Source organism: Cupriavidus sp. UBA2010 (assembly GCF_002335265.1).
Classification (GTDB): domain Bacteria; phylum Pseudomonadota; class Gammaproteobacteria; order Burkholderiales; family Burkholderiaceae; genus Cupriavidus; species Cupriavidus metallidurans.
Map to the genome: position 1 here is coordinate 1 of NZ_DDCI01000029.1, position 12,235 is coordinate 12,235.

General features: G+C 64.1%; 11 protein-coding genes and 1 pseudogene. 7 read left to right on the top strand and 5 right to left on the bottom strand.

What is annotated here, in order from left to right:
• Positions 1-255 precede the first annotated feature (255 nt).
• The 3 genes from B2246_RS21625 to B2246_RS21635 all read left to right on the top strand — a co-directional run bounded on the left by B2246_RS21625 (position 256) and on the right by B2246_RS21635 (position 2,684).
• Positions 256-753, top strand: coding sequence for a copper resistance protein CopQ (locus B2246_RS21625; protein ID WP_286880488.1), 498 nt, complete (start codon positions 256-258; stop codon positions 751-753).
• 385 nt (positions 754-1,138) lie between these two features.
• Positions 1,139-1,603, top strand: coding sequence for an ion channel (locus B2246_RS21630; protein WP_008642630.1), 465 nt, complete (start codon positions 1,139-1,141; stop codon positions 1,601-1,603).
• A gap of 181 nt (positions 1,604-1,784) precedes the next feature.
• The gene (locus tag B2246_RS21635; protein ID WP_008642631.1) at positions 1,785-2,684 is read left to right on the top strand and encodes a MipA/OmpV family protein; all 900 of its coding nucleotides are present in this window, start codon (positions 1,785-1,787) and stop codon (positions 2,682-2,684) included.
• 23 nt (positions 2,685-2,707) lie between these two features.
• Here the strand turns inward: B2246_RS21635 and B2246_RS21640 are convergent, their stop codons facing one another.
• The 3 genes from B2246_RS21640 to B2246_RS21650 all read right to left on the bottom strand — a co-directional run bounded on the left by B2246_RS21640 (position 2,708) and on the right by B2246_RS21650 (position 4,090).
• Positions 2,708-3,373, bottom strand: a complete 666-nt coding sequence (locus B2246_RS21640; protein WP_035884434.1) for an alpha/beta hydrolase — start codon at positions 3,371-3,373, stop codon at positions 2,708-2,710.
• Positions 3,374-3,499: 126 nt separating this feature from the next.
• Positions 3,500-3,811, bottom strand: coding sequence for a hypothetical protein (locus B2246_RS21645; RefSeq protein WP_008642633.1), 312 nt, complete (start codon positions 3,809-3,811; stop codon positions 3,500-3,502).
• Between the two features lie 120 nt (positions 3,812-3,931).
• Positions 3,932-4,090, bottom strand: coding sequence for a hypothetical protein (locus tag B2246_RS21650; RefSeq protein ID WP_008642634.1), 159 nt, complete (start codon positions 4,088-4,090; stop codon positions 3,932-3,934).
• Positions 4,091-4,469: 379 nt separating this feature from the next.
• Here B2246_RS21650 and B2246_RS21655 point away from each other — a divergent pair, with 379 nt between their 5' ends.
• On the top strand, positions 4,470-5,915 hold the full coding sequence (locus B2246_RS21655) for a catalase (RefSeq protein WP_008642635.1): 1,446 nt from the start codon (positions 4,470-4,472) through the stop codon (positions 5,913-5,915).
• A 116-nt stretch (positions 5,916-6,031) separates the two neighbouring features.
• On the top strand, positions 6,032-6,520 hold the full coding sequence (locus B2246_RS21660; protein WP_152564933.1) for an ankyrin repeat domain-containing protein: 489 nt from the start codon (positions 6,032-6,034) through the stop codon (positions 6,518-6,520).
• Between the two features lie 57 nt (positions 6,521-6,577).
• Here B2246_RS21660 and B2246_RS21665 read toward each other — a convergent pair whose 3' ends face one another.
• Together B2246_RS21665 and ilvA are read right to left on the bottom strand one after the other, a co-directional pair.
• Positions 6,578-7,336 (bottom strand): SDR family oxidoreductase, encoded by a 759-nt coding sequence (locus tag B2246_RS21665; RefSeq protein ID WP_008642642.1) that lies wholly within the window; start codon positions 7,334-7,336, stop codon positions 6,578-6,580.
• 112 nt (positions 7,337-7,448) lie between these two features.
• A pseudogene (gene ilvA / locus B2246_RS21670) lies at positions 7,449-8,537 on the bottom strand (threonine ammonia-lyase, biosynthetic); the annotation flags it as partial.
• Positions 8,538-9,005: 468 nt separating this feature from the next.
• On the opposite strand from ilvA, the gene B2246_RS21675 reads away from it, so the two are divergent.
• Both B2246_RS21675 and B2246_RS21680 read left to right on the top strand, forming a co-directional pair.
• On the top strand, positions 9,006-10,775 hold the full coding sequence (locus tag B2246_RS21675; protein ID WP_008643193.1) for a putative bifunctional diguanylate cyclase/phosphodiesterase: 1,770 nt from the start codon (positions 9,006-9,008) through the stop codon (positions 10,773-10,775).
• Complete coding sequence (locus B2246_RS21680) at positions 10,775-12,217, top strand: HDOD domain-containing protein (protein WP_008643192.1); 1,443 nt, start codon at positions 10,775-10,777, stop codon at positions 12,215-12,217. Before B2246_RS21675 ends, B2246_RS21680 begins: the two co-directional genes overlap by 1 nt.
• The last annotated feature ends 18 nt before the right edge of the window (positions 12,218-12,235 follow it).

The following is a 12,235-nucleotide window of genomic DNA, read 5'->3' on the forward strand; positions in this document are numbered from 1 at the left end:
TATCTATCTAGTAGTAGATAATATTTGGCTCATGGACGACGCGATGCAGCAAAGCAGTCCGCAGCACCAAGCCGATCCACGCAACACCAAGTCGTTTGTCAGTACCGGGAGGCGGTCTTTTTTTTAGCCCTGGTTACCTATCTAGCAGTAGATAGCAACAGCGCCCAAACCAAGACCCCTGAGATTCGCAGTACAGAACACCGGCCCCGCGACCCACACACCAAGATCGCCCGGCCCTTCGCAAGGAGAGCAATCATGAACGCCAAGACCATCCTGACCGCCGCCGCACTCGCCGCCGCTTTCGTCACTGGTGCCGCACAAGCCGCCCCCGCCGCCCAGAAGGCCGGCGAAGTCTACGGCTACAGCTATCGCGTGAACGACCAGCGCAGCGCCTTCACCGACGGCGCACGCGTCGGCAAGACCGACTCGTACACCGATGGCGCTAAGGTCGGCAAGGCTGACCCGTTCACCGACGGCGCCAAGGTAGGCAAGTTCGATCCGTACACCGACGGTGCCCGCATCGTCGCCGGCCTGGACCGCACCGGTGTCTCGAGCGAACCGGCCCGCAAGGTTGACCCGTACCTCGACGGCGCCAAGGTCGGCAAGTTCGACCCGTACACCGACGGCGCACGCATGGTCGCCGGCCTGGATCGCACCGGTGTCTCGAGCGAACCGGCCCGCAAGGTTGATCCGTACTACGACGGTGCCCGTACCGGCAAGTTCGACCCGTACACCGAAGGCGCAAACGCCTGAGCCCCGCCCCATGCTGGCGGTAGTTGAAAAGAAGTAACCGGAGTCGCATCAGGGCCACTGTTCTGGCCGGCTCCGGTTGTTGCCCCGGAGTCCATCATGAGCTTCAAGAACAGTGCCCTGATCCTGAGTGGATGGCTGGCCGTCACAGCCGCCACCGGCGCCGCCGCCGCGATCGTGGTCCAGACGCTACCTGTCTGAGCCCGACACACGACACTAATAACTGCGCCCCCGCAGCAAGTTGAAGAAAGCCATCAGTGCGCAATCCAGCGCGGCGTGAATGCACTCTGCCGTGCGTTCACGCCGCGTTGGCATTTGTGCGCACCATGGCGCAAGCATCAAGCCGCCGTATATAGTCTGCCCATCACTCGCGAACTCCCGGCGAACGATGCCAGACACGCCAATTAATTACCTTCTTGCAGTCGGACTCACGGCCGGCCTGACCGTTATCTGCGTCGGCCTGCACTATGAAGCACTTCGGCTAATCTCCTCGATTCACCCCAAGCGCCTTAGCGGCAAACTCAACATTGCCGTGATGATCCTGCTGATCATCCTCACGCATTGCATCGAAGCCGTGATTTTCAGCGGCGGTTACTGGCTCGGCACCGAGTGGCTTGGCATCGGCCGCCTGACGGGCATGCAAGAGCACGGCCCCGCGGCGTATATCTATTTCTCCCTCGAAACCTTCACCACACAGAGCATCGGCGACATCGTCCCGATCGGCCAGCTGCGTCTACTGGCTGCCGTACAGCCGCTGGTGGGCCTGATTCTGATAGGCTGGTCCACATCGTTCACATTCCTGATCATGCGGCGCGACTGGCAATGGGACGACGAGCGCGGCGCCAGGAATTGACGGCTGACGACTGACGGCTGGCCGGGGAGGGCTGGTCGCCGGCCGCCACGTCGGCCACAATGGCCATCGGGTTTCAGCAAAATGATGACTTTGCGTCATCCGCACGTCCGCCAGCGCCGTTACACCGGTTTTGCATCGCACCTTCCCCCATGGGAAGCGCCAGAAGAAACGGAGTGATTACTTGTCGACGAATTCGGATTACCAGGCTGGTGTGGCACATGGCCGGTACCCGCGCGCCCTGATACTGTGGCTCGCCACGGCGATGTTCGCGCTGGTGGCCTTGCTGGCCGCGCCGCGAGCCCACGCCCAGACGCCGGCCCCGCTGGCCGAGTGGCAGTACTCGGTAGGCGTGCCGCTGGAAAAGCTGTTCGAGGGGCCCCCGCCCGACTGGACGGTTCGCCTGGGCATGGCAGCCCGTATCAGCCCGTATTACGACGGCACCGGCAACTACTATCCGCTGGCGGGCCCGGCGATCGACATCCGGTACCGCGACCAAGGCTTCCTGTCCACTGGCGAAGGCCTCGGCTGGAACATCGTCCACTCCGACCATTGGCGCGCCGGTATTGCGCTGACCTATGACTTCGGCCGACGCGAAAAGCACGACCACGACCATCTGGCCGGACTCGGCAACATCGGGATGGCGGTCGAGTCGAAGCTGTTCGCGGAGTACGTGGTCTCGAAGGAGTTTCCGCTTGTGATTCGCGCGAACGCGCGGCGCCAGTTCGGGGGTGCCAACGGGTGGCTGGGCGACCTCGGCGCGTACATGCCGCTGCCGGGCAGTTCGGACAAGTTCGCCTGGTTCGCGGGTCCCACCATGACGGTCGCGGATTCGGCCTACATGAGTCGCTGGTACGGTGTCACGGCGGAGCAATCGGCGCGTTCAGGACTGCCCCAGTACCATGCCGGCGCCGGCATCCGCTCATACGGCGGGGGGGTATCCGCGATGTGGTTCTTCGGCAAGCACTGGTTCGCCACGGCCGATTTCGGCATCGCAGCGCTCGTCGGCGATGCGCGCAACAGCCCGGTCGTATCTCACTCGGCCAACATGACCGGCGATATTTCGATCATGTACGAGTTCTGACCCAGTAACTACCGATCAGCCGGTCACTCGGCCGGCCGCCGCAGATAGCTCTCCACCACGCGGCGCAGGCCGGGCAGTTTCCCCGTGAAGAAGTGTCCGGCGCCCGGTACCACGACCACCGGCAGTTCCTGCGGTCGCGCCCAGTCGAAAACGTTCACCAGCGGTACCCGCTCATCGCGCTCTCCGTGCACGACCAGCGTGTGGGCGGGGACCGTCGGCGTGTCATAGGACAGCGTGTCGGACAACGCGCCAGCGGGCATTCCCGCCAGCATCAAGTGCGCCATCGACTCGCCCGCGGCGGTGAGCACCTCGGCTGCGCGCGCCTGGACGAAAGCGCCGAACGAGAATCCAGCCAATGCCAGCGGCAGCCCCGCATTCGCTGATTGCGCGTACCGGATCACGGCCAGCACATCTTCCGTTTCGCCGTTCCCTTCGTCGTACTCCCCTTCGCTCTGGCCAACGCCGCGATAGTTCGGCCGCAATGCCAGGAAACCATGCGCCTGCAGGATGCGCGCAAGCAGTTGGGGAATCTTGTGTTCGGCGTTACCGCCCTGGGACGGATGCGGATGCGCCACCACGGCAACGCCGATCGGCGCAGCGGCCGGCGTATCGACGAGAACTTCGATCTGACCGGCAGGTCCGGCGATGAACTGGCGAGTGGTAGCAGGTACGGGGAGGGGCGAGGACATGGGAACGGCGACTTGCTGGCTGGGGGCGGGCGTTACGGTTTCTGGCATACGAATGCACGCGCAGCATACCCGCAGCAGCCCCCCGGCGGCAACGCCTGCCGCCGTCCCACACCTGGCTGCCGATTCTCAATGCTGGCTGTCCGCCTTGATGACGGACGCAACTTCCTGCCGCCTGACGCTGACCACATCGTCAAGCTCGAGACCCTCCGCGACGACGAGCATCTCGGTTCCCCGGCTGATGGCGTAGATCACGCCGTACCAGAGATCCGGCCCCGCCGCGGCGTTCAGCCGGATGCTGAACTCCGTCACCAGATCCTGACTGAAGACGGTCACCAGGTCGCCAACCTCGGGCATGGCGGCCTCCTCCGCCAGCGGAAATTCCCGGGCTGCCACCGTCAGTGGCGTCTGCGCGATGCCGCGCGCAAACCTCGCTTGCATGTCATCTCCTGCGCATGATTTTCACCTTGTAAGGATAGGAACGCAGCCTGAAAAGGCACGGAAAACCTGCCACAGGGAGGATTCAGGTCGAGCGCGCGTCGCATTTGAACGGGCCGCGCCTCACGATTCAATAGCGCCGGGTTCCTCATGCGCCTGCTGCCCATCGAGCTTTGCTTCGCGGCGCGCCAGCCTGGCCGATAGCCGGTACTGGCACACGAACAGCGCAATCAGGGCGATCAAGGCAATGGCGGCAAGGCCAAAACGGTAGACGATCCACATGGTGCGGCATGGTCGTAGTTGTCCTGCTTTCAGCCTATTCAGCCTGCCGTCCAGACACTGCAAAGAATCGACTGATACACGTCAATTTCCTGTCAATGCCGAGCACAGAATTTGACCTGATCCGAAAAATGCGAGAAAGCGGAGCCCTTCCCAGACGTAAACCACTTAATGGCCCGCTCGAAAAGTCTGTGCACTATCGCGGCCATTGATCAATACGATATGACTTGAACGACCCCTTCTGCGATAGTTGACTGCAACTCCTGCCGGCGAGTCAGTTCCCCGGCGCACTCGATGACGCGGCCACGAGCCGCGGCAATTCCGTCCCACAAATGTCCAGACGCGACCCCTCCGGATCGCACGACTGCATCAAGGAATGACTATGAATAAGCTCACGACCGCATTTGGCGCGCCCGTTGTCGATAACCAGAACGTTCAGACCGCCGGCCCGCGTGGCCCCGCCCTGCTCCAGGATGTCTGGTTCCTCGAAAAGCTTGCCCACTTCGACCGTGAAGTGATTCCGGAACGCCGCATGCACGCCAAGGGCGCCGGCGCTTACGGCACGTTCACGGTCACGCATGACATCACCAAGTACACGCGCGCCAACCTGTTCTCACAGGTTGGCAAGAAAACCGACCTGTTCCTGCGCTTCTCGTCGGTGGCCGGCGAGCGCGGCGCTGCCGATGCGGAACGCGACATCCGCGGCTTTGCGATCAAGTTCTACACCGAGGAAGGCAACTGGGACCTGGTGGGCAATAACACCCCGGTTTTCTTCCTGCGCGACCCCCTGAAGTTCCCCGACCTGAACCACGCCGTGAAGCGCGACCCGCGCACGGGCATGCGTAGCGCCGAAAGCAACTGGGACTTCTGGACCGGCCTGCCCGAAGCCCTGCACCAGGTCACGATCGTGATGAGTGACCGGGGTATCCCACGCACCTGGCGTCATATGCACGGGTTCGGCAGCCATGCCTACAGCTTCATCAACGCCAACATGGAGCGCTTCTGGGTGAAGTTCCACTTCGTCACCCAGCAGGGCATCCAGAACCTGACCGACGAGGAAGCCGCGGAGATCACGGGCCAGGACCGCGAATATCACCAGCGCGATCTGTTTGAATCGATCGAACGTGGCGATTTCCCGCGCTGGAAGCTCTGCGTGCAGATCATGCCGGAAGCCGAAGCCAGCAAGGTCCCCTACCACCCGTTCGACCTGACCAAGATCTGGCCGAAGAAAGACTACCCGTTGATCGAAGTCGGCGTGCTGGAACTGAACCGCAATCCGGACAACTTCTTCGCCGAAGTCGAACAGGCATCGTTCGCACCGTCGACGATCGTTCCCGGCGTCGGTTTCTCGCCCGACAAGATGCTGCAGGGCCGTCTGTTCTCGTACGGCGACGCCGCGCGCTATCGCGTCGGCGTGAATCATCACCAGATTCCGGTGAACTCGCCGAAAGCCGCGAAGTACGTCAACAGCTATCACCGCGACGGCACGATGCGCGTCGACGGCAACCGGGGGGCCGCCATCGCCTATGAGCCCAATACGAAGGGCGAGTGGGCCGAGCAACCCGACTTCCGCGAACCGCCGCTGACGCTGGAAGGCACCGCCGACCACTGGAACCATCGCGAGGACGGCGACTACTTCTCGCAGGTCGGCGCGTTGTTCCGCCTGATGTCGCCGACGCAGCAGCAAGCGCTGTTCGACAACACGGCCCGCTCGATCAAGGGTGTCTCGAAACACATCCAGCAGACCCACATCAAGCATTGCACGGCGGCTGACCCCGCCTATGGTGCGGGTGTCGCGGCAGCCATCGAGATGATCGAGGCCAAGTAAGTCCCCACTACCCGTGCCTCTCCCGCCCTCGGGAGAGGCACGGGCGGAACGACTCAGAAAATCCCGAACAAACCGTCCGAGACAGGAAAATGATGATGGAACAGCCTCAAGCCACGATGTCCGCGGAAGATGAAGCGCGCATGATCGCCGCGCTGGGCCAGGTGTTCGATCTCGCGCGCAATGGCGACGCCGTGGCGCTCGCGGCGCTGATCGAACGCGGCATGCCACCGAACCTGCGTAATGAGAAAGGCGACACCCTCGTCATGCTGGCCGCCTACCACGGCCACGCGAACGCGCTGCGCACGCTGCTGGAAGTCGGCGCTTCGCCCGACATCCGCAATGCGATGGGTCAGACGCCGATCGCCGGAGCCGCCTACAAGGGCTACACGGAAATCGTCGAGATCCTGCTCGAGCATGGTGCCGACGTCGAAGGCGTCTCGCCTGACGGCCGCACGGCACTGATGACCGCCGCGATGTTCCAGCGCACGGACATCGTCGACATACTCAAGGCGCATGGCGCCGACCCCAACGCACGCGACAACCGCGGCATGACCGCAACCGATGCGGCGGCTTTCATGGCCGGCCGGCACGGTAGCCCCCATTGACGGGCCGCCCCTCTCGGTCGAGCGAGAGGGGGATCGCCTAGATTCCGCCTCAGCGAATTACCCGCGTCCCACGAACGGCATCTTGGTCGCCATGACGGTCATGAACTGCACATTGGTTTCCAGCGGCAGATTGGCCATATGCAGTACCGAGCTGGCAACGTGGGCCACATCCATCAACGGCTCCGGGCGGATCTCGCCATTGGCCTGCGGCACGCCACGCGCCATGCGGTTGGCCATGTCGGTACCCGCGTTGCCGATATCAATCTGACCACAGGCGATGTCCCAGGGACGGCCATCGAGCGACAGGCTCTTGGTCAATCCGGTAATCGCATGCTTGGTGGCCGTGTAGGGCACGGAATTCGGCCGTGGCGCGTGGGCCGAGATCGACCCGTTGTTGATGATGCGGCCACCACGCGGGTCCTGCGATTTCATCAGCATGAACGCGCCGCGCGCACACAGGAAGGCGCCGGTCAGGTTGGTATCGACCACCGCCTTCCACTGCTCGACTGACAGTTCGTCGATGCTGACACCCGGCGCGTTGATGCCTGCGTTATTGAACAGCACATCGAGCCGGCCGAAGCGTTCGCGGATCTTGCCGTACAACGCGTCGACCGAGGCGGCATCACTCACATCGCACTGCACGGCCAGCGCGGTCTGGCCCGCAGCCGTGGCTTGCGCGGCCAGGGCTTCCAACGTCTCGGCGGTGCGACCGGCCAGCACGACCTGATATCCGTCCGCGAGCATCGCCTGCGCCACTGCCTTGCCGATACCGCGCGCCGCGCCCGTGACCAGTGCGACCTTTGCCTGCTTTGTCATGCTCGATGTCTCCAATGTCTTGTGGCTGGGAAGAGTGCCACCCCTGATTCTGCCCGAAAGCACCGCAGTTGTACGACAACTTCTGGGCGATCATCGGCCTCCCCTTCCATCATCGCGCGGCGCCAACCACTTCCGCCCGTTCCGCCACGATGCGCAAGCGGTCAAAGTTCATATTGGCGCCCGATGTGATCGCGACCAGCGCCAGCGAAGCGTCGCCCGCCGTCGCCGCATACTGCTTGAGCCCCGCCACGGCCAGCGCGCCGGCCGGCTCCACCAGGCTGCGCGTGTCCTGGAAGACGTCCTTGATCGCCGCGCAGAGCGCATCGGTATCCACCGTCAGCACACCATCAAGGTACTTCTGGCAAAGCCGAAATGTCTCTTCTCCGACGCGCTTGACCGCCGTGCCATCCGAGAACAATCCCACGGCATCGAGCGTGACCCGTTCGCCAGCGGCCAGCGAACGCGCCATGGCACAGGAATCCTCCGTCTGCACGCCGATGACCTGGACTTCCGGCCGGACCGCCTTGACATATGCCGCCACGCCCGCTGCCAGGCTGCCACCGCCGATCGGCACGAACACGGCATCAAGCGGGCCGCGATGCTGCCGCAGGATCTCCATGCCCACGGTACCTTGCCCGGCGATGACGTCAGGGTCGTCGAACGCCGGGATGAACGTCATTCCGTGTTGTTGCTGCAGGGATAGCGCATGGTCGAAGGCATCGGAATAGGACTCGCCGGCCAGCACGACTTCCACCATCCCGCCACCGTGGGCACGCACCGCGTCCACCTTCACCTGCGGCGCGGATTGGGGCACGACGATGATCGCCCGCACACCAAGCCGGGCCGCGGCCAGCGCCACGCCCTGCGCGTGATTGCCGGCCGAGGCCGTGATCACGCCACGGGCAAGCGCATCGGCCGGCAGGCTGGCCATCTTGTTGTAGGCACCGCGCACCTTGAACGAAAACACGGGCTGGTGATCCTCGCGCTTGAGCCAGACGCGGTGGCCGAGATGCGCGGACAAGGTCGGCGCCGCCTCCAGCGCGGTCTCCCGTGCCACGTCGTAGACGCGCGCGGTCAGGATGCGCCTCAGGTAATCGTCGGCGTCGCTCCAGGCGTCGTGTGCCGCTTCAAACGGCTCGGCATCGAACGACTGGCCCGGCGCAACGGCTTGGGGCACGGCAAGGGGACGAGTAAACGGCATGGCGACTCCATTCTTGAGGGGAAATCTCTGAAAATCCCTGGAGGCGGCCATAAAAAACCCGCCTCGTTGGGCGGGTTATTGATGTCTGTTTCGGACGCGCGCTAACCCACCATTCTCGGAATGGTGCGAATAATCGCGGCGATGCGGATGGCGAAACTGGACATGGGAATGAGTGTCACGGATTTCCCACGACTATGTCAATCCCGACACAAGCCTGGCCTTCAACTGGCGATGCGCGTGTTGTAGTCGTGCCCACTGTCATCAGCCCCCTCCCGCGTCACACTCAGCCCGATGTCGGCTCGTATTAGAATCGCCGATGTCATTCATATGACGGCGGCAGCACCAGAGGTCATGTTCCGGGCACGGGTTAGCCACGGACTGGCGTTACCGCGGGTATCCAACCCTAAAGATCACAAGAAACCAACCGATATCAGCCATGCGCCCATTGGGCTCAGGGCTGAAAGATACATGACCGCGTTCGCATACGATGTTGCTCTGGCACCGGAGCCTGCCGATCGCAGGCGGCCTGATGCCGGCCCTGCCTACGGCGAGGCCCTGGCGTTGCTGGAGGCCTCCGGCGCGCTGGCCATGCGCGTGGACATGCAGGGACGCATCCTCGAAGCGACCGAAGCCACCGCCGAACTGCTGGTCTATCCGCGCGAATACCTGCTGCGCACCTCGATCCTCGACATCATCGCGCTGGAGTCCCGCGAACGCGTGGCCATGCTGCTGACGTGCTGCGCGCAGGACCAGGCCATGCGCCGCGAGCGCGTGCGCGTGGCCGGCGGTATCGGCGGGCCCAACTGGCTCGATCTGCGCGTGAGCTACCACCGCGATGCCGACGATGCGCCGAGCCTGCTGCTGTTCGGCCAAGACATCACGCATTGGGTGGAGTCGGAGCGAGACCTGACCGAGCGTGCCTTCCTGGATCCGTTGACCGGTGTCGGCAACCGCGCCTACATCGGCAAGCGGATCGAGGAATACACGTCCGGCCGCCGCGCGGGCCAGCCGTTCGCGGTTGCCCTGATGGATCTGGACGGCTTCAAGAACGTCAACGACTCGCTCGGCCACGAATTTGGCGATGCGCTGCTCAAGGAAGTGGGCACGCGTCTGCAGGACACCGTCCGCACGCGCCAAAGCGTGGCGCGGCTGGGTGGCGACGAATTCGTACTGATGCTCGATGACATGGAGTCCGAGGCGGACGCCATCCGGGTCCTCGAGCGCGTGATCCATGTCTGCCGCCAGCCCTTCCTGCTGGGCGGCTGCCAGGTGCGCATCACCACCAGCATCGGCCTGGCCTTCTCGAACGGTTCGGCGCAATCGGAGTCGCAATGGCTGCGCCGCGCGGACCTGGCGATGTACGAGGCGAAGGCGCTCGGCAAGAACCGTTACTGCATCTACTCGCCTGAACTGGATCGCCGCCTGGACGAACAGTTCCAGATCGAGCAGAGCATGTTCGAAGCGGTGCAGAACGGCGAGTTCCTGCTGCACTACCAGCCGATCGTCTGGCCTGGCAGCGGTGAAGTCTGCGCCGTGGAAGCACTGATGCGCTGGGAGCACGCTGGCCGCGATATCCGGCCCGATGTGTTCATTCCCGTCGCCGAGAAGAACGGTCTGATCAAGCACCTTGGCGCCTGGGCGCTGCGCTGCGCCTGCGCGCAGCTCGCCGCCTGGGATGCGCTGGGTATCCATGTAGGCCATATGTCGGTCAACGTGTCAGCCGTGCAGTTCCTGCATCCGGGCTTCTTCGACAGTGTCCGCAATGCGATCCAGGAATCGGGCATCGGCGCCGACCGGCTACTGCTGGAAATCACCGAAAGCGCGCTGATGACCGATCCGAAGGCGGCCGAGGAACTGCTCCTTTCGCTGCGTGCGCTCGGCATCCGCTTCGCCGTCGATGATTTCGGCACCGGCTATTCGAGCCTGTCGTATCTGCGCCGCTTTCCGCTGTCGGCCCTCAAGGTCGACCGCAGCTTCGTCGCCGACATGGTCGATTCACCGCACGCGCGGACCATCGTGTCGGCCGTGCTGTCGCTGGCACGCGAACTTGGTCTCGTCGCCATTGCCGAGGGCGTCGAAACCGATGCCCAAAACAAGCTGTTGGCCGCGCAGGGCTGCAACCTTGTGCAGGGATGGCTCTTTGCGCGCGCCGTCGCCGCCGCCGATTTCGAGAGCGCCGTGATCGACGGCAGGTTCGTGGTCGGCGAGGACGAAGTCTTCGCGCCACGGGTGTCCTGATGTCCAAGTCCGATTTCTTCGAGACCTTGTGGGCACGGATGGCGCAGCAGGGAGACTTCCCGACGCTCCAGTACTGTGTCGACAACATCTTCAAGACGCTCAACGCCGACCTCACCGTCGGCGAGATGGCCACGAGCGTGCTGTCGGATTTCAGCCTGTCGCAGAAGGTGATCCGGCTCGCCAATTCGGCCATGTACCGATCATTCGGCGGCGAGGTGACCACCGTCTCGCGCGCGATCCTCGTTCTGGGCGTGGAGGCGATCAGCCACCTGACGCTCGGCATCCAGCTGCTCGACTACTTCCACGGCGTGGCGCCGAATCGCCCGCAGGCCACGCGTGCGTTGCAACGCGCGCTGGTGGCCGGCGAGATCACGCGGGCGCTGAGCCAGGCACGCGGCATCAACGAGGGCGAGGAAGCCGTCGTCTGCACGCTGATGCACCATATGAGCCGGCTGCTCATCGTGTTCTATTTCCCCGAAGAATGGGAGCGCGTAGAGGCCATGTGCGCCGCGCATCCGATGACGGAGAACGAGGCCTGCCAGGAAGTGCTCGGTGTGTCGATGGTGGAGATCGCCGAGGCGGCCGCGCGCAAATGGCGGCTCCCGGGTCTGATCGCGCACGCCATGAAGCCGCGCGCGCTGTCCACGGATACCGTGCTGGAAACCCATGCCGACTGGCTCGCCGCCATCGCGCAGGTCTCCGCACAGGCCGCGGCCACGATGGTGCGCGACGGCAATCAGGCATCGGTCGAGGCCTTGCTGCTGTCCCATGCGAAGGTGCTCGGCCTGGACGCCAGCGACGTCTCCGTGGCCGTGCGCCAGGCCGAGGTGCTCAATGCGTCGATCGTCGAATCCGAATCGCCGGCGCAGGATGCGGCAACACTTGCCCACGGCGCGCGCCCGGACAACGTCCTGGAGCGACTACGGCAAGGCATCGCCGAGGTGCAGCGCGAAGGCGCGGGCCGGACGGTATCGCAACTGGCGCCGATGGTGCTGGAATCGTCGATGCGCGCGCTGGACTTCTCGCGCTGTTTCCTGATGATGCTGAACCCCTCGACACGGCACTTTCACGCGCGGCTGGGCTTCGGCGAGGGAATGCGTGAAAGGCTGTCCGCGCTGTCTTTCGAAGAAGGCTTCGTGCCCGACGTGTTCCACTTTGCCGCGCTGGCGTCCAAGCCGCTGCTGGTGGAGGACACGACCGACGCCGAAGTGGCGCGCCGTCTGCCACGGTGGTATCGCGATGCGATTCCCGACGCGCGGTCGATCCTGCTGGCACCGGTGAGAATCCGCAATCGCTGCATCGCCATGGTCTATGGTGACTGGGGCACCGCCCGCGCGCCCGCCGGCCTGGGCGAGGCCGAGCTAGAGACCGTCGATGAGCTGATGCGCGAAATCGCCGCAGGCGTGCTGCGCGCGGCGCCTGCGCAATCGCCCTCGCGCTGATACCTGCCAAACCCTGGC